At 71.1% G+C, this 26677-nt stretch carries 27 protein-coding genes and 2 pseudogenes; 27 read left to right on the top strand and 2 right to left on the bottom strand.

All coding sequences use genetic code 11. The features are described 5' to 3' along the window. Positions 1 to 241: 241 nt before the first annotated feature. Positions 242 to 1795, top strand: a complete 1554-nt coding sequence (ffh, locus tag E2E34_RS11545; RefSeq protein ID WP_138901804.1) for a signal recognition particle protein — start codon at positions 242 to 244, stop codon at positions 1793 to 1795. Between the two features lie 77 nt (positions 1796 to 1872). Here ffh and E2E34_RS11540 read toward each other — a convergent pair whose 3' ends face one another. Then, positions 1873 to 2754, bottom strand: coding sequence for a methyltransferase domain-containing protein (locus tag E2E34_RS11540; protein ID WP_138901803.1), 882 nt, complete (start codon positions 2752 to 2754; stop codon positions 1873 to 1875). 560 nt (positions 2755 to 3314) lie between these two features. On the opposite strand from E2E34_RS11540, the gene E2E34_RS11535 reads away from it, so the two are divergent. The 17 genes and pseudogenes from E2E34_RS11535 (at position 3315) to E2E34_RS11455 (ending at position 16206) form a co-directional block, all read left to right on the top strand. Next, complete coding sequence (locus E2E34_RS11535; protein WP_138901802.1) at positions 3315 to 3908, top strand: hypothetical protein; 594 nt, start codon at positions 3315 to 3317, stop codon at positions 3906 to 3908. Positions 3909 to 4124: 216 nt separating this feature from the next. After that, positions 4125 to 4571, top strand: a complete 447-nt coding sequence (rpsP, locus tag E2E34_RS11530) for a 30S ribosomal protein S16 (protein WP_138901801.1) — start codon at positions 4125 to 4127, stop codon at positions 4569 to 4571. Positions 4572 to 4573: 2 nt separating this feature from the next. Then, positions 4574 to 4813: an RNA-binding protein gene (locus E2E34_RS11525; protein ID WP_005311361.1), complete on the top strand. Its 240-nt coding sequence runs from the start codon at positions 4574 to 4576 to the stop codon at positions 4811 to 4813. A 95-nt stretch (positions 4814 to 4908) separates the two neighbouring features. Beyond that, entirely contained in the window at positions 4909 to 5490 is a 582-nt protein-coding gene (gene rimM / locus E2E34_RS11520) for a ribosome maturation factor RimM (protein ID WP_138901800.1), read from the top strand. Beyond that, on the top strand, positions 5490 to 6311 hold the full coding sequence (trmD, locus tag E2E34_RS11515; RefSeq protein WP_138901799.1) for a tRNA (guanosine(37)-N1)-methyltransferase TrmD: 822 nt from the start codon (positions 5490 to 5492) through the stop codon (positions 6309 to 6311). The genes rimM and trmD overlap by 1 nt, the downstream gene beginning before the upstream one ends. Positions 6312 to 6442: 131 nt before the next feature. Beyond that, the gene (gene rplS / locus E2E34_RS11510) at positions 6443 to 6793 is read left to right on the top strand and encodes a 50S ribosomal protein L19 (protein WP_093798805.1); all 351 of its coding nucleotides are present in this window, start codon (positions 6443 to 6445) and stop codon (positions 6791 to 6793) included. 46 nt (positions 6794 to 6839) lie between these two features. Continuing rightward, complete coding sequence (gene lepB / locus E2E34_RS11505; protein WP_138901798.1) at positions 6840 to 7601, top strand: signal peptidase I; 762 nt, start codon at positions 6840 to 6842, stop codon at positions 7599 to 7601. Then, a pseudogene (lepB, locus tag E2E34_RS11500) lies at positions 7594 to 8673 on the top strand (signal peptidase I). Before lepB (E2E34_RS11505) ends, lepB (E2E34_RS11500) begins: the two are co-directional and overlap by 8 nt. A gap of 82 nt (positions 8674 to 8755) precedes the next feature. Continuing rightward, positions 8756 to 9499 carry a signal peptidase I gene (lepB, locus tag E2E34_RS11495; protein WP_425573354.1) on the top strand — a complete coding sequence of 248 codons (744 nt, stop codon included), beginning with the start codon at positions 8756 to 8758 and terminating at the stop codon, positions 9497 to 9499. Positions 9500 to 9548: 49 nt separating this feature from the next. Beyond that, a complete protein-coding gene (gene lepB / locus E2E34_RS11490) occupies positions 9549 to 10280 on the top strand; it encodes a signal peptidase I (RefSeq protein WP_138901796.1) in 732 nt (243 codons plus the stop codon). A 1-nt stretch (position 10281) separates the two neighbouring features. After that, a complete protein-coding gene (locus tag E2E34_RS11485; RefSeq protein ID WP_138901795.1) occupies positions 10282 to 10800 on the top strand; it encodes an NUDIX domain-containing protein in 519 nt (172 codons plus the stop codon). 55 nt (positions 10801 to 10855) lie between these two features. Continuing rightward, entirely contained in the window at positions 10856 to 11164 is a 309-nt protein-coding gene (locus E2E34_RS11480) for a DUF2469 domain-containing protein (protein ID WP_003993268.1), read from the top strand. A gap of 83 nt (positions 11165 to 11247) precedes the next feature. Continuing rightward, on the top strand, positions 11248 to 11616 hold the full coding sequence (locus tag E2E34_RS11475) for a YraN family protein (protein WP_138901794.1): 369 nt from the start codon (positions 11248 to 11250) through the stop codon (positions 11614 to 11616). Continuing rightward, positions 11616 to 13235, top strand: coding sequence for a YifB family Mg chelatase-like AAA ATPase (locus E2E34_RS11470; protein WP_138901793.1), 1620 nt, complete (start codon positions 11616 to 11618; stop codon positions 13233 to 13235). Before E2E34_RS11475 ends, E2E34_RS11470 begins: the two co-directional genes overlap by 1 nt. Continuing rightward, positions 13232 to 14476, top strand: coding sequence for a DNA-processing protein DprA (gene dprA, locus E2E34_RS11465; RefSeq protein ID WP_138901792.1), 1245 nt, complete (start codon positions 13232 to 13234; stop codon positions 14474 to 14476). The genes E2E34_RS11470 and dprA overlap by 4 nt, the downstream gene beginning before the upstream one ends. Positions 14477 to 14716: 240 nt before the next feature. Next, positions 14717 to 15553: an RNA polymerase sigma factor WhiG gene (gene whiG, locus E2E34_RS11460; RefSeq protein ID WP_138895996.1), complete on the top strand. Its 837-nt coding sequence runs from the start codon at positions 14717 to 14719 to the stop codon at positions 15551 to 15553. A 95-nt stretch (positions 15554 to 15648) separates the two neighbouring features. Continuing rightward, a complete protein-coding gene (locus tag E2E34_RS11455; protein WP_138901805.1) occupies positions 15649 to 16206 on the top strand; it encodes a TetR/AcrR family transcriptional regulator in 558 nt (185 codons plus the stop codon). A gap of 164 nt (positions 16207 to 16370) precedes the next feature. On the opposite strand, the pseudogene E2E34_RS11450 reads toward E2E34_RS11455, so the two are convergent. Next, positions 16371 to 16778, bottom strand: a pseudogene (locus E2E34_RS11450) (peptidoglycan DD-metalloendopeptidase family protein); the annotation flags it as partial. A gap of 278 nt (positions 16779 to 17056) precedes the next feature. On the opposite strand from E2E34_RS11450, the gene rpsB reads away from it, so the two are divergent. From rpsB to E2E34_RS11405, 9 genes are all read left to right on the top strand, one after another. Next, positions 17057 to 17959, top strand: a complete 903-nt coding sequence (rpsB, locus tag E2E34_RS11445; RefSeq protein WP_138901791.1) for a 30S ribosomal protein S2 — start codon at positions 17057 to 17059, stop codon at positions 17957 to 17959. A 100-nt stretch (positions 17960 to 18059) separates the two neighbouring features. Continuing rightward, complete coding sequence (gene tsf / locus E2E34_RS11440) at positions 18060 to 18896, top strand: translation elongation factor Ts (RefSeq protein ID WP_138901790.1); 837 nt, start codon at positions 18060 to 18062, stop codon at positions 18894 to 18896. 158 nt (positions 18897 to 19054) lie between these two features. Continuing rightward, the gene (pyrH, locus tag E2E34_RS11435) at positions 19055 to 19810 is read left to right on the top strand and encodes a UMP kinase (RefSeq protein ID WP_138895999.1); all 756 of its coding nucleotides are present in this window, start codon (positions 19055 to 19057) and stop codon (positions 19808 to 19810) included. 133 nt (positions 19811 to 19943) lie between these two features. Then, on the top strand, positions 19944 to 20501 hold the full coding sequence (frr, locus tag E2E34_RS11430; RefSeq protein ID WP_138896000.1) for a ribosome recycling factor: 558 nt from the start codon (positions 19944 to 19946) through the stop codon (positions 20499 to 20501). Next, positions 20501 to 21499: a phosphatidate cytidylyltransferase gene (locus E2E34_RS11425; protein WP_138901789.1), complete on the top strand. Its 999-nt coding sequence runs from the start codon at positions 20501 to 20503 to the stop codon at positions 21497 to 21499. The genes frr and E2E34_RS11425 overlap by 1 nt, the downstream gene beginning before the upstream one ends. Before the next feature lie 79 nt (positions 21500 to 21578). After that, the gene (gene rlmN, locus E2E34_RS11420) at positions 21579 to 22685 is read left to right on the top strand and encodes a dual-specificity RNA methyltransferase RlmN (RefSeq protein WP_138901788.1); all 1107 of its coding nucleotides are present in this window, start codon (positions 21579 to 21581) and stop codon (positions 22683 to 22685) included. A 216-nt stretch (positions 22686 to 22901) separates the two neighbouring features. After that, entirely contained in the window at positions 22902 to 23996 is a 1095-nt protein-coding gene (locus E2E34_RS11415; RefSeq protein WP_138901787.1) for a thiamine ABC transporter substrate-binding protein, read from the top strand. 53 nt (positions 23997 to 24049) lie between these two features. Continuing rightward, positions 24050 to 25669 carry an ABC transporter permease gene (locus tag E2E34_RS11410; RefSeq protein ID WP_138901786.1) on the top strand — a complete coding sequence of 540 codons (1620 nt, stop codon included), beginning with the start codon at positions 24050 to 24052 and terminating at the stop codon, positions 25667 to 25669. Then, the coding region (locus E2E34_RS11405) for an ABC transporter ATP-binding protein (RefSeq protein WP_138901785.1) at positions 25669 to 26677 on the top strand (1009 nt) is incomplete at its 3' end. The genes E2E34_RS11410 and E2E34_RS11405, both read left to right, overlap by 1 nt.

The following is a 26677-nucleotide window of genomic DNA, read 5'->3' as shown; positions in this document are numbered from 1 at the left end:
CGCTGGAGGCGGCGAAGGTACGGGTGCGCAGCGCCCACGTCTCGACACTGGGCGCGAACGCGGTCGACGCGTTCTACGTCACGGGGCCGGAGGGCGCCCCGCTGCCGGACGGCGAGGCGGCCGAGGTGGCCAGGGCGCTGGAGGGTGCGCTGCGGTAGGGGGCAGACCCCACCGCGGGCGGACAGATACCCTGGGGGCATCTGTGTCCACCCGCCCCCTGACCCGAGGATTCGCGACCGCCGTGTTCGATACTCTTTCCGACCGCCTCGCAGCGACATTCAAAAGCCTCCGGGGCAAGGGCCGCCTGTCCGAGGCGGACATCGACGCCACGGCACGTGAGATCCGTATCGCGCTGCTGGAAGCGGATGTCGCGCTGCCCGTCGTCCGGGCGTTCATCAAGCAGGTCAAGGAGCGCGCCGCCGGGGCCGAGGTCTCGCAGGCGCTGAACCCCGCGCAGCAGGTCATCAAGATCGTCAACGAGGAGCTCATCGGCATCCTCGGCGGCGAGACCCGCCGCCTGCGCTTCGCCAAGAACCCGCCCACCGTGATCATGCTCGCGGGTCTCCAGGGCGCCGGCAAGACGACCCTCGCCGGAAAGCTCGGTCTGTGGCTCAAGGGCCAGGGCCACTCGCCGATCCTGGTCGCCTGCGACCTCCAGCGCCCCAACGCCGTGAACCAGCTCAGCGTCGTCGCCGAGCGCGCCGGCGTCGCGGTCTACGCCCCCGAGCCGGGCAACGGCACCGGCGACCCGGTCAAGGTCGCCAAGGACTCGATCGAGTACGCCAAGAACAAGCTGCACGACATCGTCATCGTCGACACCGCGGGCCGCCTCGGCATCGACCAGGAGCTGATGCGGCAGGCCGCGGACATCCGCGACGCCGTCAGCCCCGACGAGGTCCTCTTCGTCGTCGACGCGATGATCGGCCAGGACGCGGTCAACACCGCCGAGGCGTTCCGCGACGGCGTCGGCTTCGACGGCGTGGTGCTCTCCAAGCTCGACGGCGACGCCCGCGGTGGCGCCGCGCTGTCGATCGCCAAGGTGACCGGCCGCCAGATCATGTTCGCCTCCAACGGCGAGAAGCTGGACGACTTCGACGCGTTCCACCCGGACCGCATGGCGTCCCGCATCCTCGGCATGGGCGACATGCTGTCGCTCATCGAGAAGGCCGAGCAGACCTTCAGCCAGCAAGAGGCCGAAGCGATGGCGGCCAAGCTGGCGAGCAGCAAGGGCAAGGACTTCACGCTCGACGACTTCCTGGCCCAGATGGAGCAGGTCCGCAAGATGGGCTCCATCTCCAAGCTGCTCGGCATGATGCCCGGCATGGGGCAGATCAAGGAGCAGATCGCCAACATCGACGAGCGCGACGTGGACCGCACGGCCGCGATCATCAAGTCGATGACCCCCGCCGAGCGCCAGGACCCGACGATCATCAACGGCTCGCGCCGGGCCCGTGTCGCCAAGGGCTCGGGCGTCGAGGTCAGCGCCGTCAAGAACCTCGTGGAGCGGTTCTTCGAGGCGCGCAAGATGATGTCGAAGATGGCGCAGGGCGGCGGGATGCCCGGTATGCCGGGCATCCCGGGCATGGGCGGCGGCCCCGGCCGGCAGAAGAAGCAGCAGAAGCAGGCCAAGGGCAAGCGCAAGAGCGGCAACCCCATGAAGCGCAAGCTGGAGGAGCAGGCCGCGGCCGAGCGCCGCGAGCAGGCCGCTCAGGCGGGCGGCGCGATGGGCCTGCCGGCCGGCCAGGGCGCCAAGGACTTCGAACTGCCCGACGAGTTCAAGAAGTTCATGGGCTGACGCCTGAGCGTACGCACCGCGCCGTGGGCGCCCCCTCCTTCCCGGAGCGGGCGCCCACGTGCGTCACGGCGTCCGTGTCACGGCGTACGGGCGATCAGGTAGCGGAAGACGTTCGACATCCAGACCGTTCCGTCCCGCCGCACGTGCGGGTGCAGCGCCTCGGTGAGTTCCTTCTCCACCTGGCCCGGATCCGTGGCCCGTACCGCCGCGTCGAACAGCCCGGTCGACAGCAGGCCGCGTACGGCGCTGTCCATGTCGGCGTAGCCGAAGGGGCAGGCGACCCGCCCCGAGCCGTCCGGTTTCAGGCCGGCCCGCGAGGCCACGTCCTCCAGGTCGTCCCTGAGCGCCGGACGCCAGCCCCGGCCGCCGCCGGACCGCAGCGTCTCGGTCAGCCGGGACGCGACCCGCAGTACCGCGGACGTCGCACAGCGCTCGGGCGGGCCCCAGCCGGCCAGCAGCACTTCGCTGCCGCGCTCGGCGAGGGGTATCGCGCTTTCGAGCGCCGCGGCGAGCCCCTCGGAGTCACCGGCCGCGCAGCCGAGCGGTTCGAAGGCGGTGACCAGGTTGTACGCCCGGGCGTCGTCGCCGCAGACCTGCGCCGAATCGCCTTCGTACAGACGTACGGTCTCCCTGCCCTCTTCCGGGTCGCCGCCCGCGCGCGGCGCGTCCGCCAGCAGACGTTCACGGGCCAGCGCCACCCGCTCGGGATCGGCATCGACGCCTGTCACGCGCGCGCCCCGCGAGGCGGCGATGAGCAGGGCGAGACCCGAGCCGCAGCCGAGACCGAGCAGCCGGGTGGAGGGGCCCACCTCAAGCCGTTCGTACGCCGCTTCGTAGAGCGGCACGAGCATCCGCTCCTGGATCTCGGCCCAGTCGCGGGCGCGCGCGCCCGCGCCGGTCGCCGGCGCTGTGGCTGCGTTCGCGTGGTGCCGGTGGTGCCGGACGAGCGTAGGTGTCATCGAAAGCGCCCCAATCCGCCGAGAGGTCATGTCGTGTCCTGATGGACGTTCCCCCGTGTGCGTGCGCCTGTACTCCCCGTAGCCAGGGAACTCCGCATCCGGCGGCAAGTCCAGGGGTTGAAGGGCAATGCTTGTATGCCCCTGCCGTGCGCCCCCGCGCCGGAGCGGATCCAGATTCCAGAGTGCCGCCGCCCGGCGGATCGCGCCACGGGAAGGGTCGCCCCGGCCGTTCGCCGCTCACCGGGGACGGGGCGGTGCCGGGCCCGCCGCGCGCCCCCGGTACTGTCGCGGTCTGCGGTCCCGCTCCTCGGGGCCGCCACCGGCGCCCGGCCCGCTGCTCGCACCCGCCGGAGCGCCTGTTGACCCGGCGTGCGGCCTTTTTCTACGCGCCGGGGCGTACGCGCGGGTACGCCCCGGGATGATGCGTGCTGGGCGTGTCCTCCGCAGATCAGCGCACCCGCCCTCGTCACGACGCATCAATGGCAACTGACTGGTACGTGCAAATTATTTGGGATGGCCCGGAATAGGAACACCGGGGCGTCCCGGCTCGTTGTCACGACGTGAGCACGACACCACCTGTTCTCGCCGCAGAGCTGGCGCAGGCGTGGGCCGACATTCAGCGGTACCACCCCGAGCTGCCAGACCTAGCCGCGCCCGAATCCCTGATCGGAGAGTCCTCGTCCGCCTGTGGCGCCGAGCTCTCCTTCGAACGACTGCTGCACGAGGCAGTCCACGGCATCGCCGCCGCCCGCGGCGTCCGTGACACCTCGCGCGCCGGCCGCTACCACAACCGCAGATTCCTCGCGATCGCCGAGGAGATGGGCCTCGACCACCCCGAGGAACCGCACCCCAGCAGCGGGTTCTCGCTGGTCTCGCTCAACCCCGAGGCGAGGCGGCGCTACCGGCCGACGATCGAACGGCTCCAGCGCGCCCTCAAGGCGCACACGGTCGCGACCGCGTCGGACACCAAGCGCTCCTTCCGCGGGCCCGCCGCCCGGCACGGCTCGTCCGGCGGCGGGGTGCGGGTCAAGGCCGTCTGCGACTGCGGGCGCAACGTCCGCGTCGTGCCGTCGGTCCTGGCCCAGGCCCCGATCGTGTGCGGGGGCTGCGGGAAGCCCTTCCGTATCCCGGAAGTGGTGGCCGCAGCGAGCTGACCGCCTCCTCACACGCGCCGCCGGTGCCCGGTCGCAGCCGCCTTGGCCGGGTGCCGCGGTGCCGCACGGGTGTGGCACAATGGCTAGCTGTACTCGACAGCCGCACAGGAACCCTCTCGCCTCCGGCTGACGCGTCCATCGGGCACCCGAGTACCGCAACCCCACGTGGCATCTTGTTGTGCCCAACCACGTCAGAGACCAGGAGACACCACTCCAGTGGCAGTCAAGATCAAGCTGAAGCGTCTGGGCAAGATCCGTTCGCCTCACTACCGCATCGTCGTCGCCGACTCCCGTACCCGCCGTGACGGCCGGGCCATCGAGGAGATCGGTCTGTACCACCCGGTGCAGAACCCCTCGCGCATCGAGGTCAACTCGGAGCGTGCGCAGTACTGGCTGTCCGTCGGCGCCCAGCCGACCGAGCCGGTCATGGCCATCCTGAAGCTCACCGGTGACTGGCAGGCGCACAAGGGCCTCCCCGCCCCGGCTCCGCTGCTCCAGCCGGAGACGAAGGCCGACAAGCGCGCTTCGTTCGACGCGTTCGCCAAGACCCTCGAGGGTGGCGACGAGTCCAAGGGTGAGGCCATCACCCCGAAGGCGAAGAAGGCCGACAAGAAGGCTGACGAGGCTCCCGCGGCCGAGTCCGCTGAGTCGACCGAGGCCTGAGCATGCTCGAGGAGGCTCTTGAGCACCTCGTGAAGGGCATTGTCGACAACCCCGACGATGTGCAGGTCGCCTCGCGCAACCTGCGCCGCGGACGCGTGCTGGAGGTCCGGGTCCACCCCGACGACCTCGGCAAGGTCATCGGCCGCAACGGCCGCACCGCTCGCGCTCTGCGTACGGTCGTGGGCGCCATCGGCGGCCGTGGCATCCGCGTCGACCTCGTCGACGTGGACCAGGTCCGCTGAGTGGGTCGACCAGTTTTACCTAGATAGCCGGCTCGGGCCGGGGAGGGCTCACCAGCCCTTCCCGGCCCGTAGTCGTGAGACAGGAGAAACATCAAGTGCAGCTCGTAGTCGCGCGGATCGGCCGCGCCCACGGGATCAAGGGCGAGGTCACGGTAGAGGTACGTACGGACGAGCCGGAGCTGCGGCTCGGGCCCGGCGCCGTACTCGCCACGGACCCGGCCTCCGCAGGGCCGCTGACCGTCGAGACCGGCCGGGTGCACAGCGGCCGGCTGCTGCTGCGCTTCGCGGGCGTCAAGGACCGCACGGCGGCCGAGGCGCTGCGCAACACCCTCCTGATCGCCGAGGTCGATCCGCAGGCGACGCCGGAGGACCCCGAGGAGTTCTACGACCACCAGCTGATGGACCTCGACGTCGTCCTCGCCGACGGCACCGCGATCGGCCGGATCACGGAGATCACCCACCTGCCCTCGCAGGACCTGTTCATCGTGGAGCGCCCCGACGGCAGCGAGGTGATGATCCCCTTCGTCGAGGAGATCGTCACCGAGATCGACCTGGAGGAGCAGCGCGCGGTCATCACGCCGCCGCCGGGTCTGATCGACGACAGCCAGGCGGAGGTGGCGTCCAGCCGGGACGACGAGACCGGCGGGGACGACGAGACCGGCCGGGACGAAGACTGATGCGGCTCGACGTCGTCACGATCTTCCCCGAGTACCTGGAGCCGCTGAACGTCTCGCTCGTCGGCAAGGCCCGCGCCCGTGGACAGCTCGACGTACGCGTGCACGACCTGCGGGACTGGACGTACGACCGCCACAACACGGTCGACGACACCCCCTACGGCGGCGGCCCCGGCATGGTCATGAAGACCGAGCCCTGGGGCGCGGCCCTCGACGACGCCCTGGCCGACGGCTACGAGCACGGGGCGCACGGCCCGGTGCTGGTCGTCCCGACGCCCAGCGGCCGACCGTTCACCCAGGAACTGGCCGTCGAGCTCTCCGAGCGGCCCTGGCTGGTCTTCACGCCCGCCCGCTATGAGGGCATCGACCGCCGCGTCGTCGACGAGTACGCCACCCGCATGCCGGTGTACGAGGTCTCCATCGGGGACTACGTCCTGGCGGGTGGCGAGGCCGCCGTCCTGGTGATCACCGAGGCCGTCGCCCGGCTGCTGCCCGGGGTGCTGGGCAACGCCGAATCGCACCGCGACGACTCCTTCGCGCCCGGCGCGATGGCCAGCCTGCTCGAAGGCCCCGTCTACACCAAGCCGCCCGCGTGGCGCGACCGCGGCATCCCCGAGGTGCTGCTGAGCGGCCACCACGGGAAGATCGCCCGGTGGCGGCGGGACGAGGCGCTGCGGCGTACGATCGCCAACCGGCCGGACCTCATCGAGCGCTGCGACCCCGCGGTCTTCGACAAGAAGGACCGCGAGATGCTCAGCATCCTCGGCTGGCGGCCCGGCCCCGACGGCCGATTTGGGCGTAACCCCGAGGCCGTGGAAGAATAGGCCGCTGCTGTACGTCCGGCGTGCGCCCCTGCCACAGGGGGAACGACGCCCGCCCGACGCGGACAGCACCCCGAAACTCTCTTATCGAATTCCGTCGATGACCTGTGGCATCGGCGAGGAAGCAGACTCACATGTCCAGCCTTCTCGACTCCGTCGACTCCGCGTCGCTGCGCACCGACCTTCCCGCGTTCCGCCCCGGTGACACCGTGAACGTCCACGTTCGCGTCATCGAGGGCAACCGCTCGCGTGTGCAGCAGTTCAAGGGCGTAGTCATCCGCCGCCAGGGTTCCGGCGTCCGCGAGACCTTCACGGTCCGCAAGGTCTCCTTCTCCGTCGGCGTCGAGCGCACCTTCCCGGTGCACAGCCCGATCTTCGAGAAGATCGAGCTCATCTCCCGCGGTGACGTCCGCCGCGCGAAGCTGTACTTCCTCCGTGAGCTGCGCGGCAAGGCCGCGAAGATCAAGGAGAAGCGCGACCGCTAAGTCGCGCACTCGGCGCCCGGGACCGGCCGGATAGGCTCACGTCCCGATGGACACCGAAGCACACGACACGGAGCGCGACCGCTCCTCAGTCCCCCCGGCGGGGGACGAGGAGGGGTCGCGCTCCGTGCGTTTCTCCGCCGCCGCGTGGCGCCGGCCGGCTCTGCTCGGCGGCGCCTGCGTGGCCTTTCTGCTGCTCTTCAGCACCTTCGTCCTGCAGCCCTTCCTCATCCCCAGCGGCTCCATGCAGCCGACGGCGGACATCGGGGACCGGGTGCTCGTCAACAAGTTGGCGTACCGTTTCGGTTCCGTACCGCAGCGCGGCGACGTGGTCGTCTTCGACGGCACCGGGTCCTTCGTGCGCGAGGAGCCGGAGGGGAACCCGGTCGCCGGGCTGCTGCGGTGGGCGGCCGCGGCCGTGGGACTGGCCGAGCCCGCCGAGACCGACTACATCAAGCGCGTGGTGGGCGTGGGGGGCGACCGGGTCGTGTGCTGCGACAAGCGGGGGAGGGTCGAGGTGAACGGCCGGCCGGTGGACGAGGATTACCTCTACCCGGGCGACGCCCCCTCCAAGGTCCCGTTCGACATCGTCGTACCGCAGGGGACCCTGTGGGTCATGGGCGACCACAGATCCCACTCCCGCGACTCCCGTGACCACCTCGGCGAGCCGGGCGGCGGCATGGTGCCCGTCGACAAGGTGGTCGGACGGGCGGACTGGATCGGCTGGCCGGTGAGCCGCTGGTCGGCGGTGGACGAGTCCGGCGCCTTCACCCGCGTCCCCGCGCCCGGACCGGTCGGGTCCCATGGGTAACCGCGGACGGGCACGGGCGAGCCACCGTGCGGACACCCGGCTGCCCACCGGTACGCGGCCGACCACCGGGCCCGCGCTGCCCGGCAGGGCGGACCGGCGCAAGCTGGCGAAGCGGGTGAAGAGGCGGCGGCAGAGGTCGGCCGTCAAAGAGATACCGATCCTGATCACGGTGGCGCTGCTCATCGCGCTCGTCCTCAAGACCTTCCTCGTGCAGGCCTTCGTGATCCCGTCCGGCTCGATGGAGCAGACGATCCGGATCGGCGACCGGGTGGTGGTCGACAAATTGACACCGTGGTTCGGATCGAAGCCGGAGCGCGGTGACGTCGTGGTGTTCAAGGACCCCGGCGGCTGGCTCCAGGAGGAGAACACCGACGTCAAGGACGACCCGGTGGTCGTCCGGCAGCTCAAGGACGCCCTGACCTTCATCGGTCTGCTGCCGTCCGAGGACGAGCAGGACCTGATCAAGCGCGTGGTGGCGGTCGGCGGGGACACCGTCAAGTGCTGCGACGCGGACGGGCGGGTCACCGTCAACGGCGTACCGCTGGCCGAGCCGTACCTGAACCCGGGCGACCGGCCCTCCGAGCTGCAGTTCGACGTGCGGGTGCCCGCCGGGCGGCTCTTCGTGATGGGCGATCACCGGTCGAACTCCGCCGACTCCCGCTTTCACCTCGACGAGCGCTTCGAGGGAACGGTCGGGGAGGAGGAGGTGGTCGGACGGGCCGTGGCGATCGTGTGGCCCTTCAGTCACTGGCGGAAGCTGGAGGAGCCCGAGACGTACGCGAGCGTCCCTGACCCGCGCGGCGGGACGACCGTCGCGAGCGGCCCGTCGAATACAGTGTCGTCCCAGGATCCGAACGCGGTGATCCTGCTCCCGACCCCTGCGGAACTCCCGCTCGTTATGGGAGTGGTGGGCCTGCGCCAGGTTTGGCGCGGGCGGTGGAACGGAGTGAGGAGTTGATGTGGGGGATTTGGCGGTCGGCGCACGATCCGAACGCGACGAGCCCGAGGAACGACCGGAGTCACCCGCAGCCGTGAGCGACGACGTACGGGGCCAGGACCCGAGCAGCAGTGACAGCAGCGGCGACTCCAGTGGTGGAGACAGCAGCAGTGGAGCCGGCGCGGGCCCGAGGAAGCCGCGCTCGTTCTGGAAGGAGCTGCCGCTGCTGATCGGCATCGCGCTCGTACTGGCGCTGTTGATCAAAACCTTCCTGGTGCAGGCGTTCTCGATTCCCTCCGACTCGATGCAGAACACCCTGCAGCGGGGCGACCGGGTGCTCGTGGACAAGCTGACGCCGTGGTTCGGCTCGGAGCCGGAGCGCGGCGAGGTCGTGGTCTTCCACGACCCGGGCGGCTGGCTGGAGAGCACCGCGACGCCGGAACCGAACGTCGTGCAGAAGTTCCTCAGCTTCATCGGCCTCATGCCGTCCGCGGAGGAGAAAGACCTGATCAAGCGGGTCATCGCGGTCGGCGGGGACACCGTCGAGTGCAAGAAGAACGGGCCGGTCGAGGTCAACGGGAAGGCGCTCGACGAGAAGTCGTACATCTTCCCCGGTGACACCCCGTGCAACGACGAGCCCTTCGGGCCGCTCAAGGTGCCGGACGGCCGGATCTGGGTGATGGGCGACCACCGCCAGAACTCGCTGGACTCCCGCTACCACCAGGAGCTGCCGGGCCACGGAACGGTCTCCACCGACGAGGTCGTCGGGCGCGCCATCGTGGTGGCGTGGCCGGTCAACCGCTGGGCCGCGCTGTCGGTTCCCGCGACGTTCGACCAGCAGGGGATCAACGCCGCGGGGATCGCGATGGCCGCGGCGCCCGGCGCGCTGGGGCTCGCGGGCGCGGCGCCGCTGGTGCTCTGGCGCAGGCGGAGGCTGACCGGCGGGCGTACCGCCGGGTAGGGTGCCGCTCGGATCAGCGATTTTCGATCTCCTAGGCGGGAGCGCTGCGATGAGCGGAACAGGACGTACAGAAGGCGGCCGCGGCCGGCTCGGCAACGCGTTGTCCGGGCTGGCCGTGGCCGTCGGCTGTGTGCTCTTCCTCGGCGGCTTCGCCTGGGGAGCGGTGCAGTACAAGCCGTACACGGTGCCGACCGATTCGATGACCCCCTCGATCAGCGCGGGGGACCGGGTGCTCGCCCAGCGCATATCCGGCGGCGAGGTGCGGCGCGGAGACGTGGTGATCTTCACCGACTCCGTGTGGGGCAATCTGCCGATGGTCAAGCGCGTGGTCGGGATCGGCGGCGACAAGGTCGCCTGCTGCGGCAAGGACGGCCGGCTGACCCTCAACGGCGAGCCCCTGGACGAGCCGTACCTGGCGAACGGGGAGCCGGCGTCGGCCACCCCCTTCACGTCCGAGGTGCCCGAGGGGCACCTCTTCCTGCTGGGTGACGAGCGGCGTACGTCGGTCGACTCGCGGGGGCACATCGAGGACGCCGCGAAGGGCACGGTCCCGGTGGGCAAGGTGGACGCGCGCGTCGACGCCGTGGCGTGGCCGTGGGGCGGGACCCTCGCCCGGCCGGACACCTTCGCGGCGCTGCCGGGCGGCGTTTCGAAGCCCGGGCCGATCGCTCCGGTGCTGGCCGCGGTGGTCGCCGGAGTGGTGCTCATCTTCGGCGGGGCCGCGTACGGACCTGTCGCCAAGCGGGTCGGGCGGCGCCGATCGGGTACGGGTGCACGGTGAGATGACGGTGGAGAAGCGAGCGCGGGACGAGGCCGGCGGCCGGCTCCGGAAGGTCGCCCGGGTGATCCTGCTCGACCCGGCCGACCGCATCCTGCTGATCCACGGGTACGAGCCGGACGATCCGTCGCTGACCTGGTGGTTCACCCCGGGCGGCGGACTGGAGGGCGAGGAGACGCGCGCCGAGGCCGCGTTGCGCGAGCTCGCGGAGGAGACGGGGATCACACAGGTCGAGCTGGGTCCGGTGATCTGGCAGCGGCACTGCTCGTTCATGTTCGACGGGCGGCGCTGGGACCAGGACGAATGGTTCTACCTCGCGCGTACGGCACAGACCGCCACGGTGCTCGACGGGCTGACCGGACTCGAGCGGCGGAGCATCGCGGGGCTGAGGTGGTGGACCTCCGCCGAACTGTCCGCGACGCGTGAGACGGTGTACCCCATCAAGCTCGCCGGGCTGCTGCGTACGCTGCTCGACGAGGGTCCTCCTGGTACGCCGACGGTCTTGGCCCCGGAAGTCGCATAGGGGCGCACGGGGCTGGCGCACAATAGGGGGACGCAAGGCTGAAGGGGAACATGCCATGAGCGCCGAGGACCTCGAGAAGTACGAGACCGAGATGGAGCTGAAGCTCTACCGGGAGTACCGCGACGTCGTCGGTCTGTTCAAATACGTGATCGAGACCGAGCGGCGTTTCTACCTCACCAACGATTACGAGATGCAGGTGCACTCGGTCCAGGGTGAGGTCTTCTTCGAAGTATCCATGGCGGATGCCTGGGTCTGGGACATGTACAGGCCGGCGAGGTTCGTCAAGCAGGTGCGGGTGCTCACGTTCAAGGACGTGAACATCGAGGAGCTCAACAAGAGCGATCTCGAGCTTCCGAGTGGCTGACTTTTCCACAAGTGACGGGTTGTCCACCAAGATCCACTAGCGGGCGGTGATCGCGGCACATTCGGTTCCGGAGGTGGAACCGGATGAACGCGAAGAATGCCACAGGAGCTCTCGGCCGGTACGGCGAGGACCTCGCGGCGCGCAGGCTCGTCGAGGACGGCATGACCGTCCTGGAGCGCAACTGGCGCTGCCGCGCGGGAGAGATCGACATCGTCGCCCGGGACGGCGACGCCCTGGTCGTCTGCGAGGTCAAGACCCGCAGGGCCGGGCCGTTCGAGCACCCGATGCAGGCCCTCAGGTCCACGAAGACCCAGCGCCTGCGCCGCCTGGCCGAACGCTGGGTGCACGAGCACGGAGGACCCCCGCCGGGCGGGGTGCGGATCGACCTCGTCGGGGTGGTGCTGCCCCGGCGCGGGGCGCCCCTCGTCGAGCATGTGCGGGCGGTGGCGTGATGGGGTTCGCGCGCACGTGCTCGGTGGCCCTGGTCGGGGTCGAGGGCGTGGTGGTGGAGGTCCAGGCGGACCTGGAGCCGGGCGTGGCGGCCTTCACGCTGGTGGGACTGCCGGACAAGAGCCTGGTCGAGAGCCGGGACCGGGTGCGGGCGGCCGTCGTCAACTCGGGCGCCGACTGGCCGCAGAAGAAACTCACGGTCGGGCTCAGCCCGGCCTTCGTGCCCAAGAGCGGTTCCGGTTTCGACCTGGCCGTCGCGGTGGCGGTGCTCGGGGCGGCGGAGCGGGTCGACCCCCGGGAGATCGCCGACCTGGTGCTGATCGGGGAGCTGGGGCTCGACGGGCGGGTCCGGCCGGTGCGCGGCATCCTGCCGGCCGTCCTCGCCGCCGCGGAAGCCGGGTACCGGCAGGTCGTCGTGCCGGAACAGACGGCGGCCGAGGCCGGGCTGGTGCCCGGGGTGTCGGTCCTCGGGGTACGGAGCCTGCGCCAGCTCATCGCCGTGCTGACCGGATCCGAGGTGCCGCAGGAGGAGCGGACCGAGGCGGGCCGGCCGGACGCCATGCTCGCCGGGCTGCTGGTGCCGGGCGCCGGACTGGGCACGGGGCTGGCCGCCGGCGGCCGGGGCGGCGACGGTCCGGACCTCGCTGACGTCGCGGGGCAGGACGCGGCACGCACGGCCCTGGAGGTGGCCGCCGCGGGAGGCCACCACTTGCTGCTGCACGGGCCGCCCGGCGCCGGCAAGACGATGCTCGCCGAGCGGATGCCCGGCATCCTGCCGCCGCTGACCCGGCAGGAGTCGCTGGAGGTGACCGCGGTGCACTCGGTGGCGGGCATCCTCCCGCCGGGAGAACCGCTGGTCGCCGCACCGCCGTACTGCGCACCGCACCACTCGGCGACGATGCAGTCGCTGGTGGGCGGCGGCAACGGACTGCCCCGCCCCGGAGCCGTCTCGCTCGCACACCGGGGCATCCTCTTCCTCGACGAGGCTCCGGAGTTCAGCGGTCGGGCGCTGGACTCGCTGCGCCAGCCGCTGGAGTCGGGGCACGTGGTGGTGGCCCGGAGCGCCGGGGTGGTGCGGCTGCCCGCGCGCTTTCTGATGGTGCTGGCCGCCAATCCGTGCCCCTGCGGGCGGCACACCCTGCACGGCTCGGGGTGCGAATGCCCGCCGTCGGCCATCCGCAAGTACCAGGCGCGGCTGTCGGGGCCGCTGCTCGACCGGGTCGACCTGCGGGTCGGGGTCGAGCCGGTGCAGCGCGCCGACCTGCTGGGCCGGGGCGGGCGCGGAGAGCCGACCGCCGCGGTCGCGGACCGGGTGCGGGAAGCGAGGGCGCGGGCGGCGGCGCGCCTGGAGGGCACGCCGTGGAACACCAACAGCGACGTGCCGGGCCACGAACTGCGGACGCGCTGGCAGCCGGCCCCGGGAGCCCTGGGCGCCGCCGAACGGGACATGGAGCGCGGGCTGCTGACGGCCCGTGGACTCGACCGGGTGCTGCGGGTCGCCTGGACCGTCGCCGACCTGGCCGGCTGCGACCGGCCCGACGCGAGCCATGTCGACCTGGCGCTGGAGCTGCGTACGGGGATCGCACGGGGAGCGCCCGCGCTGATCGGAGGCACGGTATGAGCGGGGGAGGAGTACGGGAGGAGACGGTCATCGCACCGGGCCGGGCGCCGGACCGTACGGCCGCCGGGCGGGGCCAGGGCGTCGGGGACCCCGAGCGGCTGGCACGGGCGGCGCTGACCCGGGTCGTCGAGCCGGGGGACGAGGCCGCCGGGCGGTGGCTGCGGGAGTGCGGGCCGGTGGAGCTGATGCGCCGGCTCACCTCGCCCGAGGTCGCCGACGCGGCCGAGGCGCTGACCGGCGTGAGCGGGCAGCGGCTCGGCGGCTACCGGATGCGCGCGGCGGCCGCCGACCCCGAGCGGGACCTCGCGGCGGTGGCGTCCGTGGGCGGCCGCTTCGTGTGCCCCGGCGACGAGGAGTGGCCCGGGCAGCTCGACGACCTGGGCGACGGACGGCCGGTGGGGCTCTGGGTGCGGGGCGGGCCGCATCTGCGGATGTGGGCGCTGCGGTCCGTCGCCGTCGTGGGGGCCCGGGCCTGCACGTCGTACGGGGCGCACATGGCGGCGTCGCTGGGCGCCGGGCTCGCCGAGCGCGGCTGGGTCGTGGTCTCCGGGGCCGCGTTCGGCGTGGACGGCGCCGCCCACCGGGGCGTGCTGGCCGCGGGCGGGGCCACCGTCGCGGTACTGGCCTGCGGCGTCGACGTCGTCTACCCGCGGGGCCATGCCGAACTGATCGGGCGCATCGCCGAACAGGGGCTGGTCATCGGCGAGTTGCCGCCGGGCGCCCACCCCACGCAGAGCCGGTTCGTCCTCCGGAACCGGGTGATCGCCGCCCTCACCCGGGGCACGGTCGTGGTGGAGGCGCAGTACCGCAGCGGTTCGCTGGTCACGGCGCGCTGCGCGCAGCGGCTCGGACGGTTCACGATGGGCGTGCCAGGTCCCGCCACCAGCGGACTCTCGGCGGGCGTCCACGAACTGCTGAGGGGCGAGGGCGTCCTGGTCACCGACGCCGCCGAGGTGGTGGAGCTGGTCGGGGAGATCGGCGATCTGGCCCCGGCGCGCCGGGGACCGCTGCTGCCCAGAGATCTGCTGGACCCGGTCGCGGCGCTCGTACTGGAGTCACTGCCGGCCCGGGGCGCCGTCGGCGCGCGCGACGTCGCCCGGGGAGCGGGAACCACCCCCGACGACGCACTCGGCAAGCTGTACGAACTGCACTCCTTGGGGTTCGTCGAACGGCGGGGTGAGGGCTGGCAGTTGACGCCGGGGCCCGTACAGCACGCGAACGCGCGGCGAGGCGGTCCTTGACCAGCGGCATTCGGGTGAAAAGGTACTGGTGATGACCCTCTCAGCCCGCCCGGACCGCTCTCCGGGGCCGCCGTACACGGTGATGGCCCCGGAGAGCGGCGTGCCGCTCGGCATTCATCTTGACGGGGGCGATCCCATATCCTGCGCGGACTGCGACGCCGCAGTCACGCTACGCTCACAAGGAATCCCCCCAGACGCAAGATCCCCCCGACGTCACAGCAGAACGGCTCAAGGCAACGCATGCCCCAGCACACCTCCGGGTCTGACCGCGCGGCAGTGCCACACGCGGCGCGTGGCGGCGTGCGGCCCGCCGCACCCTCCTCGCTCGACGAGTTGTGGCGGTCGTACAAGACCACGGGCGACGAGCGGCTGCGAGAGCAGCTGATCCTGCACTACTCGCCGCTGGTGAAGTACGTCGCCGGGCGGGTCAGCGTCGGGCTGCCGCCCAACGTCGAGCAGGCCGACTTCGTGTCCTCCGGTGTCTTCGGGCTCATCGACGCCATCGAGAAGTTCGACATCGAGCGGTCCATCAAGTTCGAGACGTACGCGATCACCCGCATCCGCGGCGCCATGATCGACGAGCTGCGGGCCCTGGACTGGATCCCCCGCTCGGTGCGGCAGAAGGCCAAGGCGGTCGAGCGGGCCTACGCGACGCTGGAGGCGCAGCTGCGCCGTACCCCCAGCGAGAGCGAGGTCGCCGCGGAGATGGGCATCCTCCTGGAGGAACTCCACGCTGTTTTCAGCCAGTTGTCGCTGGCGAACGTCGTCGCCCTGGAGGAGCTGCTGCACGCCGGCGGCGAGGGCGGCGACCGGCTGAGCCTGATGGACACGCTGGAGGACACCCACGCCGACAACCCCGTCGAGGTGGCCGAGGACCGGGAGCTGCGCCGACTGCTGGCCCGGGCCATCAACACGCTGCCCGACCGCGAGAAGACCGTGGTCACGCTCTACTACTACGAGGGCCTGACCCTCGCCGAGATCGGTAACGTGCTCGGCGTGACCGAGAGCCGCGTCAGCCAGATCCACACCAAATCGGTGCTCCAGCTGCGGGCGAAGCTGGCCGACGCCGGGCGTTGACGGCGGCGCTGAATCGTCCCTGCCGCCGCGATCACATCGTCAGGGCGGCGGCTCATCCGTACAGTGGGACCGTGCCAAGGATTCGAGCGGCCTCGGTGGCCGAGCACCGGACGATGCAGCGCGGCGCCCTGCTGGACGCCGCCCGCTCCCTGCTGTCCGAAGGCGGTACGGAAGCGCTGACCTTCCCCGCCCTCGCTGAGCGCACCGGCCTCGCCCGGTCGTCCGTGTACGAGTACTTCCGGTCCCGCGCCTCGGTCGTCGAGGAACTGTGCGCCGTCGACTTCCCGGTCTGGGCGGCCGAGGTCGAGAACGCCATGGAGCGGGCCGGCACTCCGGCCGGCAAGGTCGAGGCGTACGTACGCGCGCAACTGCTCCTGGTCGGCGACCGGCGTCACCGCGCCGTGGTCGCGATCTCCGCCAGCGAGCTCGACGCGGGCGCGCGCGAGAAGATCCGCGCCGCCCACGGCGGTCTGGTGACGATGATCGTCGAGGCGCTCGGCGCGCTGGGCCACGACCAGCCCCGGCTGGCGGCGATGATGCTCCAGGGAGTCGTCGACGCGGCGGTGCGGCGCATCGAGCTCGGCGCGGCGGAGGACCCGGACGTCATCGCGGACACGGCCGTGGCGATGGCACTGCGCGGCGTCCAGGGCTGACCCGCCGGCCCCCGCGGCTGGGTCCGGGGCGGCAGCGGCACGTCGAAGACCGGCAGCAGACGCGGCGAGCCGCGGCGCAGCAGGTGCCCGGGAAGCAGTGTCAGCGGGTCGAGGTACGCCTCCCCTCTGCGCAGGCCCCAGTGCAGGCAGCCGGACGGGCAGTGGAACGGGCCGGCCTGGAGGACGCCCACCACCTGCCCGGCGGCGACCTCGTCACCCTTGGCGACCAGCGCGCGCACCGGCTCGTACGTCGTCCGTAGCGGCGGTTCGCCCGTACCCGCCAGGGTGACGGACAGGACGCCGCGTCCGGCCACCGGGCCCGCGAAGGAGACCCGGCCCGGGGCCACCGCCCGTACCGGCGCACCGGGTGCGGCCGCGAGGTCGACCCCGCGGTGTCCGGCCGCGTACCGGGAGGGCGGCGGCTCCCAGGACCGCAGGACGGGCGGCCGCTGCCCCACGGGCCACACCCGCTCATCCGGGGGCGCGCCAGCGGCGGCGTCCGGGGGCCGGACGCCCCAGGCCGTCAGCAGGATCAGGACCGGGACCAGGATCAGCACAGTCGTTCGTCGCATCCCCACACCGTCCCGCGCCGGACCGGTTCGCGGGGGTCGCGGACCCGATCTGTGGACCGGCGGCCGGTTGTGGACATCGCCGTCACCCGGCACTGCGTAGGTCCCGTACACTTCTTGTGGCGATCCGGGTCACCGGGTCGACTTCGCACGCCCCGCCACCCACCCTCTTCGCGGTCGGTGGCCGCGCCGCTCGGTCCTTCGTGGCACGGCGCATGGGGCGTCAGGCGCGACCGCAATCCTGCGGACGCGGCAAACCGAGTAACTCAAGGAGTACGGCCATGGCCGTCGTCACGATGCGGGAGCTGCTGGAAAGCGGCGTCCACTTCGGTCACCAGACCCGTCGTTGGAACCCGAAGATGAAGCGCTTCATCTTCACGGAGCGCAACGGCATCTACATCATCGACCTGCTCCAGTCGCTGTCGTACATCGACCGCGCCTACGAGTTCGTCAAGGAGACCGTCGCCCACGGCGGTTCCATCATGTTCGTCGGCACCAAGAAGCAGGCGCAGGAAGCGATCGCCGAGCAGGCGACGCGCGTGGGCATGCCCTACGTCAACCAGCGCTGGCTCGGCGGCATGCTGACCAACTTCTCCACCGTCTACAAGCGCCTTCAGCGTCTGAAGGAGCTCGAGCAGATCGACTTCGAGGACGTGGCCGCGTCGGGCCTCACCAAGAAGGAGCTCCTGGTCCTCTCCCGCGAGAAGACCAAGCTGGAGAAGACCCTCGGCGGTATCCGCGAGATGTCCAAGGTGCCCAGCGCCGTCTGGATCGTGGACACCAAGAAGGAGCACATCGCCGTCGGTGAGGCGCGCAAGCTCCACATCCCGGTCGTCGCGATCCTCGACACCAACTGCGACCCCGACGAGGTCGACTACAAGATCCCGGGCAACGACGACGCGATCCGCTCCGTCACCCTGCTCACCCGCGTGATCGCCGACGCCGTCGCCGAGGGCCTCATCGCCCGCTCCGGCGCCGCGACCGGCGACCAGAAGCCGGGCGACAAGGCCGCCGGCGAGCCGCTCGCCGAGTGGGAGCGCGACCTGCTCGAGGGCGACAAGAAGGCTGACGAGGCTCCGGCCGCCGACGCCGAGGTGCAGACCTCCGCCGAGACCGAGAAGGTCGCCGACGCCGAGAAGGCCGACGAGGCTGCCGCCCCGGCCGCCGAGGCCGAGCAGGCCTGACAGCCGTCACGGTTGACGACGGCGGGGGAGGGCGCGTGAGCGCCCGCCCCCGCCGCCACCCGTAGATCTTCGTTTCGACTTCGAAAGAGATTCACAGATCATGGCGAACTACACCGCCGCGGACGTCAAGAAGCTCCGTGAGCTCACCGGCGCCGGCATGATGGACTGCAAGAAGGCGCTCGACGAGGCCGAGGGCAGCGTCGACAAGGCCGTCGAGGCCCTGCGCATCAAGGGTCAGAAGGGCGTCGCCAAGCGCGAGGGCCGTTCTGCCGAGAACGGCGCCGTCGTCTCCCTCATCTCCGACGACAACACCTCCGGTGTCATCGTCGAGCTGAAGTGCGAGACGGACTTCGTCGCCAAGGGTGACAAGTTCCAGGCCGTCGCGAACGCGCTCGCCGCGCACGTCGCCGCCACGTCCCCCGCCGACATCCAGGCGCTCCTCGCGTCCGAGATCGAGGCCGGCAAGACCGTCCAGCAGTACGTCGACGAGGCCAACGCCAACCTCGGCGAGAAGATCGTCCTGGACCGCTTCGCGCAGTTCTCCGGCGCCTTCGTCAGCGCGTACATGCACCGCACCATGCCCGACCTGCCCCCGCAGATCGGTGTCCTGGTCGAGCTGGACAAGGCCGACGCCGAGCTGGCCCGCGGCATCGCCCAGCACATCGCCGCCTTCGCGCCGAAGTACCTGGACCGCGACGACGTCCCCGCCGAGGTCGTCGAGGCCGAGCGCCGCGTCGCCGAGGAGACCACCCGCGCCGAGGGCAAGCCCGAGGCCGCGCTCCCGAAGATCGTCGAGGGTCGCGTCAACGGCTTCTTCAAGGAGGCCACCCTCCTCGGCCAGCCGTACGCCCTGGACAACAAGAAGTCCGTCCAGAAGGTTCTGGACGAGGCCGGTGTCACCCTGAAGCGCTTCTCGCGCATCAAGGTCGGCATCTGAGTCCGTTCCAGCGATCGAGCGTGGACCCCGCTAGGGTCTACGGCAGTCGGACGCGTACGTAACGGACGACCGCAGATCTTACGAGGAGGCCATTGCCGCGCACGGGACTCAACACCCACCGGCAATGGCCTTCTTCGTATGTGCACTAGGAGATCTCCATGACGAATACCCAGAAGAGCGACGACGGCAAAGTGACCGGCCGTTTCATGCTGAAGCTGTCCGGCGAGGCGTTCGCGGGCGGCGGCGGCCTGGGTGTGGACCCTGACGTGGTGCACGCCATCGCGCGGGAGATCGCCGCCGTCGTGCGCGACGGTGCGGAGATCGCGGTCGTCATCGGCGGCGGCAACTTCTTCCGCGGCGCCGAGCTCCAGCAGCGCGGCATGGACCGGGCCCGGTCCGACTACATGGGCATGCTCGGCACGGTCATGAACTGCCTCGCCCTCCAGGACTTCCTGGAGAAGGAAGGCATCGACAGCCGCGTGCAGACCGCCATCACCATGGGCCAGGTCGCGGAGCCGTACATCCCGCTCCGCGCCGTACGGCACCTGGAGAAGGGTCGCGTCGTCATCTTCGGCGCCGGCATGGGCATGCCCTACTTCTCCACCGACACCACCGCCGCCCAGCGGGCCCTGGAGATCGACGCCGAGGTCATGCTGATGGGCAAGAACGGTGTCGACGGGGTCTACGACTCCGACCCCCGCACCAACCCCGCCGCCGTCAAGTTCGACGCGCTCGAGTACGGCGAAGTGATCACCCGGGACCTCAAGGTCGCCGACATGACGGCGATCACCCTGTGCCGGGACAACAACCTCCCGATCCTCGTCTTCGAACTGCTCGCCGAGGGCAATATCGCGCGGGCGGTCAAGGGTGAGAAGATCGGCACGCTCGTGAGCGACCGGGGCACCCGGGCCTGACCGGGGGATGGACAAGAACTCTGCCGGTCGGACACCGTGCAGGGAAGACGCGCCGCAGATTCACAGACGCAGGTTCACAGGGTCTGTTCATGCAGTTCATGCCGGGCCCGATCGAGACACGCAGGAGCAAGTGGTGATCGAAGAAATCCTCCTCGAGGCCGAGGAGAAAATGGAGAAGGCCGTCGTGGTGGCCAAGGAGGACTTCGCCGCGATCCGCACCGGGCGTGCGCACCCGGCGATGTTCAACAAGATCGTCGCCGACTACTACGGCGCGCTGACGCCGATCAACCAGCTCGCCTCGTTCTCGGTCCCCGAGGCGCGGATGGCGATCGTGACGCCGTTCGACAAGAGCGCGCTGCGCAACATCGAGCAGGCGATCCGCGACTCCGACCTGGGCGTCAACCCCAGCAACGACGGCAACATCATCCGGGTGACGTTCCCCGAGCTGACGCAGGACCGCCGCAAGGAGTTCATCAAGGTCGCCAAGACCAAGGCCGAGGACTCCAAGATCTCGATCCGCTCCGTCCGCCGCAAGGCCAAGGAGACCCTCGACAAGCTCGTCAAGGACAAGGAGTCTGGCGAGGACGAGGTCCGCCGTGCGGAGAAGGAGCTCGACGACACCACCGCGAAGTACACCGCGCAGGTGGACGAGCTGCTCAAGCACAAGGAAGCCGAGCTGCTCGAGGTCTGATGAACGACTCTTCCTGGGGGGCCCCTGCGCGGGGCGACTACGCCGCCGCGTGGGGACCCTCCGACCAGGGGCCTGCCCCGGCGGGTCCCGCCTACGATGCGCATCCGGCCGAGCAGACTCGCCCCATGCCCATCGTGCCGCCCGAGGAGCCCATGCCGACGCCGCCGCCGTCCCCGCAGAAGAAGCGCGCGGGGCGTAATCTGCGTGCCGCCATAGGGGTGGGCGTCGGACTCGGCGTGGTGATCATCGCGTCGCTGTTCATCTGGAAAGCCGCGTTCATCGGCGTGATAACGGTCGCCGTCGTGGTCGGGCTGTGGGAGCTGACCTCGCGGCTGGAAGAGCGCAAGGGCATCAGGGCGCCGCTGGTGCCGCTCGCGGTCGGCGGCGCCGCGATGGTCGTCGCGGGGTACGTCAGGGGCGCGGAGGGCGCCTGGGTCGCCATGGCGCTCACCGCGCTCGCGGTGCTGGTATGGCGCATGACCGAGACGCCCGAGGGCTACCTCAAGGACGTCACGGCGGGCGTCTTCGCGGCGTTCTACGTGCCGTTCCTGGCCACGTTCGTCGCGATGATGCTGGCGGCCGACGACGGTGCGCAGCGGGTCCTCACCTTCCTGCTGCTCACGGTGGTCAGTGACACCGGGGCGTACGCCGTCGGCTGGCGCTTCGGCAGGCACAAGCTCGCGCCGCGCATCAGCCCCGGGAAGACCCGGGAGGGGCTGGGCGGCGCGGTCGCCTTCGCGATGGCGGCGGGCGCGTTGTGCATGGAGTTCCTGGTGCACGACGGGACCTGGTGGCAGGGGCTGCTGCTGGGCCTCGCGGTGGCCGCGAGCGCGACGCTCGGCGACCTCGGCGAGTCCATGATCAAGCGGGACCTCGGCATCAAGGACATGGGCACGCTGCTCCCCGGGCACGGCGGCATCATGGACCGGCTCGATTCCCTCCTGCCGACCGCTCCCGTGGTCTGGCTGCTGCTCGTGATGTTCGTGGGAACCGGCTGACCTGCGCTTTCGTCGGTGAAGGGCCCGCTGTCCACAGGACGGCGGGCCCTTTCCGTATGTCTGCGACACTGGTATGACCATGCCTGTACCTGGAGAACTCACTTTCGTCGCGCCGCGCGGAGCCAAGAAGCCCCCGCGGCACCTCGCCGATCTCACGCCCGCCGAGCGCCGCGAGGCCGTGGCAGCGATCGGGGAGAAGCCGTTCCGCGCCAAGCAGCTGTCGCAGCACTACTTCGCGCGGTACGCCCACGACCCGGCGGAGTGGACCGACATTCCGGCCGGCTCGCGCGACAAGCTCCGGGCGGAGCTGCTGCCCGAGCTGATGACCGTACTGCGGCACATCAGCTGCGACGACGACACCACGCGCAAGACACTGTGGAAGATGCACGACGGGACGCTCGTCGAGTCCGTCCTGATGCGGTACCCGGACCGGGTCACCATGTGCATCTCGTCGCAGGCCGGATGCGGCATGAACTGCCCGTTCTGCGCCACCGGGCAGGCCGGGCTCGACCGCAACCTGTCGACCGCCGAGATCGTGCACCAGATCGTCGACGGCATGCGCGCCCTGCGCGACGGCGAGGTCCCGGGCGGTCCCGCCCGGCTCTCGAACATCGTCTTCATGGGCATGGGCGAGCCGCTGGCCAACTACAAGCGCGTCGTCGGCGCGATTCGCCGGCTCACCGACCCGGAGCCGGACGGGCTCGGGCTGTCGCAGCGCGGCATCACCGTGTCGACCGTCGGCCTCGTCCCCGCCATGCTGCGCTTCGCCGACGAGGGCTTCAAGTGCCGCCTCGCCGTCTCGCTGCACGCCCCGGACGACGAGCTGCGCGACACCCTCGTGCCGGTCAACACGCGCTGGAAGGTGCGCGAGGTCCTGGACGCGGCCTGGGAGTACGCCGAGAAGTCCGGCCGGCGCATCTCCATCGAGTACGCGCTCATCCGCGACATCAACGACCAGGCATGGCGCGGTGACCTGCTCGGCCGCCTCCTCAAGGGCAAGCGGGTGCACGTCAACCTCATCCCGCTGAACCCGACCCCGGGCTCGAAGTGGACCGCCTCCCGTCCCGAGGACGAGAAGGCGTTCGTCGAGGCGATCGCCGCCCATGGCGTGCCCGTGACCGTACGGGACACCCGCGGCCAGGAGATCGACGGAGCGTGCGGGCAGCTGGCGGCCACCGAGCGGTAGGCCGGTCGGAGCGCCCGTGTAACGTGGGCCGCACATTTGCATATTCCGACAGGGGAGCGCCACAGCGCTGAGAGTGCGGTACGCCGCAGACCCTCTGAACCTTGCCCAGGTCATTCTGGGTAGGAAGTTCGGTCACTACTCGAGCTGTTGCGCCCTGCCCGTTTCCGCGGGCAGGGCCGCGTCTCTTCCTGGATGTCCCATCCCAGGAGGAATTCAGTGAGCACCACCAAGAAGTTCGCGGCCACCGCGCTGGCCGCCGCCCTCGGCGTCTCCACGCTCGCCGCGTGCGGGGGCGACAAGGGCGGCTCCGGCTCCGGTGACGGCAAGAAGTCCAAGACCGTCACGCTGGTCAGCCACGACTCGTTCAACGCGTCCGACGCCGTGCTGAAGGCGTTCACCGAGGAGACCGGCTACACGGTCAAGGTCCTCAAGAGCGGGGACGCCGGCGCCGCCCTCAACCAGGAGATCCTCACCAAGGGCTCCCCGCGCGGCGACGTCTTCTTCGGCGTCGACAACACGCTCCTGTCGCGTGCCCTGGACAACGGCATCTTCACGCCGTACGAGGCCAAGGGGCTCGGCGCGATACCGGAGGGCGTCCGGCTCGACGGCGACAAGCACCGCGTCACGCCCGTCGACACCGGCGACATCTGCGTCAACTACGACAAGAAGTACTTCGCCGACAAGAAGCTGGCGCCGCCGAAGTCCTTCGACGACCTGATCAAGCCGGCGTACAAGAACCTGCTCGTCACCGAGAACGCGGGGTCCTCCTCGCCCGGCCTCGGCTTCCTGCTCGGCACGGTAGGGCAGTACGGCGACGACGGCTGGGAGAGCTACTGGAAGAAGCTCCGGGCCAACGGCGTCAAGGTCGTCGACGGCTGGGAGCAGGCGTACAACGAGGAGTTCTCCGGCTCCGCCGGCGGCAAGAAGGCCAAGGCGGACCGGCCGCTCGTCGTCTCGTACGCCTCCAGCCCGCCCGTCGAGGTGCTGTACGCCGAGCCGCAGCCCAAGGAGGCGCCGACCGGTGTCGCGACCGGCACGTGCTTCCGGCAGACCGAGTTCGCCGGGCTCCTGACCGGGGCGAAGAACGAGGAGGGCGGCAAGGCGCTCATCGACTTCCTCATCGGGAAGAAGTTCCAGGAGGACATGCCGCTGAACATGTTCGTCAACCCGGTGATCAAGGACGCGAAGCTGCCCGAGCTGTTCACGAAGCACGGCGTGGTCGTCGACAAGCCGCAGACCGTGGCCCCTGAGAAGATCGCCGACCAGCGTGAGCAGTGGGTCAAGTCGTGGTCCTCGCTCGTCCTGAAGTAACGAAGGCACCGCACACGAGGAGCACCCGCGGGAGCGCGGTGCGGCTCGGCCTGATGGCCGTGCCCGTCGCGTTCTTCGCGGTGTTCTTCGCCTACCCCGTGGCCGCGATCACCGGCCGCGGGCTCAGCGTGGACGGCGTCTGGCAGTTCGGCCGCATCGGCGAGGTGCTCTCCGAGCCGGACATCCGCGGCGTGCTGTGGTTCACCACGTGGCAGGCCCTCGCCTCCACGGCACTGACGCTGCTGATCGCGCTTCCCGCGGCGTACGTCTTCGCCCGGCTCGACTTCCCCGGCAAGCAGTTGCTGCGCGCCGTGGTCACCGTGCCGTTCGTGCTGCCGACGGTGGTCGTCGGGACCGCGTTCCTGGCGCTGCTCGGGCGGGGCGGGCTGCTGGACGAGCTGTGGGGCGTACGCCTGGACACCAGCGTGTGGGCGATCCTCCTCGCGCACGTCTTCTTCAACTACGCCGTGGTGGTGCGGACCGTGGGCGGCCTGTGGGCGCAGCTCGACCCGCGCCAGGAGGAGGCGGCGCGGGTGCTCGGCGCCGGGCGGTTCGCCGCCTGGCGGCGGGTGACGCTGCCGGCGCTGGTGCCGGCCGTGGCCGCCGCCGCGCTGATGGTCTTCCTGTTCACGTTCACCTCGTTCGGCGTCGTGCAGATCCTCGGCGGGCCCGCGTACTCCACCCTGGAGGTGGAGATCTACCGGCAGACCGCCCAGTTCCTCGACCTGCCGACGGCGGCCGTGCTGACGCTGGTGCAGTTCGCGGCGGTCGGCGCGATCCTCGCCGTGCACGCGTGGACGGTACGGCGCCGGGAGAGCGCCCTGAAACTGGTCGACCCGTCGCGGACCGCGCGCCGGCCGCGCGGGGCCGGGCAGTGGGCGCTGCTCGGCGGAGTACTGACCACGGTGGCGGCGCTGATCCTGGTGCCGCTCGGGGTGCTCGTCGAGCGGTCGCTGGACGGGCCCGGGGGGTACGGGTTGGGGTACTACCGGGCGCTTCAGTCGGCGGGCGCGAGCGGGGGCACCTTCCTCGTACCGCCGCTGGAGGCGGTGTGGAACTCGCTGGAGTACGCCCTGGCGGCGACCGTGATCGCGCTGGTCGTCGGCGGGCTCGCGGCGGCGGCGCTGACCCGGCGGGCGGGGCGGCTGGTGCGCGGTTTCGACGCGCTGCTGATGCTGCCGCTGGGCGTCTCCGCCGTGACGGTGGGCTTCGGCTTCCTCATCACCCTCGACGAGCCGCCGCTGGACCTGCGCACGTCGTGGATCCTGGTGCCGCTGGCGCAGGCGCTGGTCGGGGTGCCCTTCGTCGTACGGACGATGCTCCCCGTACTGCGAGCGGTCGACGCGCGGCTGCGCGAGGCGGCGGCGGTGCTCGGGGCGTCGCCGCTGAGGGTGTGGCGGGAGGTCGACCTGCCGATGGTGCGGCGGGCGCTGCTGGTCGCCGCCGGGTTCGCCTTCGCCGTGTCGCTGGGCGAGTTCGGTGCGACGGTCTTCATCGCGCGGCCGGACAACCCGACGCTGCCGGTGGCCGTCGCGCGGCTGCTGGGGCGGGCGGGGGACCTGAACTACGGGCAGGCGATGGCGTTGAGCACGATTCTGATGGTGGTGTGCGCGGTGGCGCTGCTGGTTCTCGAACGCATGCGTCCCGACCGATCCGGCTCCGGGGAGTTCTGATGCTGAGGCTGGACGGGGCGACCGTGCGGTTCGGGAAGCGGGCCGCGCTCGACGACGTGGACCTGGAGGTCGCCGAGCACGAAGTGGTGTGCGTGCTCGGCCCGAGCGGCAGCGGGAAGTCCACGTTGCTGCGGGTCGTCGCCGGTCTCCAGGCGGCGGACGCCGGACGGGTGCTGCTGGACGGGCGCGACCAGCGCGGGGTGCCGGTGCACCGGCGGGGCGTCGGGCTGATGTTCCAGGACCACCAGCTCTTCCCGCAGCGGGACGTCGGGGGGAACGTCGCCTTCGGGCTGCGGATGCGGGGCGTGGGGAAGGCCGAGCAGGCGCGCCGGGTCGCGGAACTGTTGGAGATGGTGGGCCTGCCGGGCGCCGGGCGGCGGGCGGTCGGCACGCTGTCGGGCGGTGAGCAGCAGCGGGTCGCGCTGGCGCGGGCGCTGGCCCCCGAGCCGAAGCTGCTGATGCTGGACGAGCCGCTGGGGCAGCTGGACCGGGGGTTGCGCGAGCGCCTGGTGGTGGAGCTGCGGCAGCTGTTCGGGCGCCTGGGCACGACGGTCCTGGCCGTCACGCACGACCAGGGCGAGGCGTTCGCGCTCGCCGACCGGGTGGTCGTCATGCGGGACGGGCGGATCGCGCAGAGCGGCACGCCGCTGGAGGTCTGGCGGCGTCCGGCCTCCGAGTTCGTCGCGCGCTTCCTGGGCTTCGACAACGTCGTGGCGGCGACGGTCGGCGGCGAGGCGGCCGACACGGTGTGGGGCAAGGTGCCCGTCCCGGTAGGTACGCCGCAGGGGGAGGCACGCCTGCTGGTCCGCCCGGCCGGCGTCAGGCTCGTGCCGGTCGCCGAGGGGCTGCCGTGCGAGGTGACGGCGCGTACGTTCCGGGGCCACCACGTGGCTCTGCTGCTGCGGCCGTCCGGGGGGCCGGTGCTCGAGGCGGAGTGCGCGCTGCGCGACGCGCCGGAGGTGGGCGCGCGCGTGGGGGTCGCCTTCGCGGGGGACGAGGTCGTGGTGC

The sequence above is a fragment of the Streptomyces albidochromogenes genome (genome assembly GCF_005981925.1).
GTDB classification, from domain to species: domain Bacteria; phylum Actinomycetota; class Actinomycetes; order Streptomycetales; family Streptomycetaceae; genus Streptomyces; species Streptomyces albidochromogenes.
The sequence above is the reverse complement of the archived record's forward strand: the minus strand, read 5'-3'. Positions and strand labels throughout refer to the sequence as shown.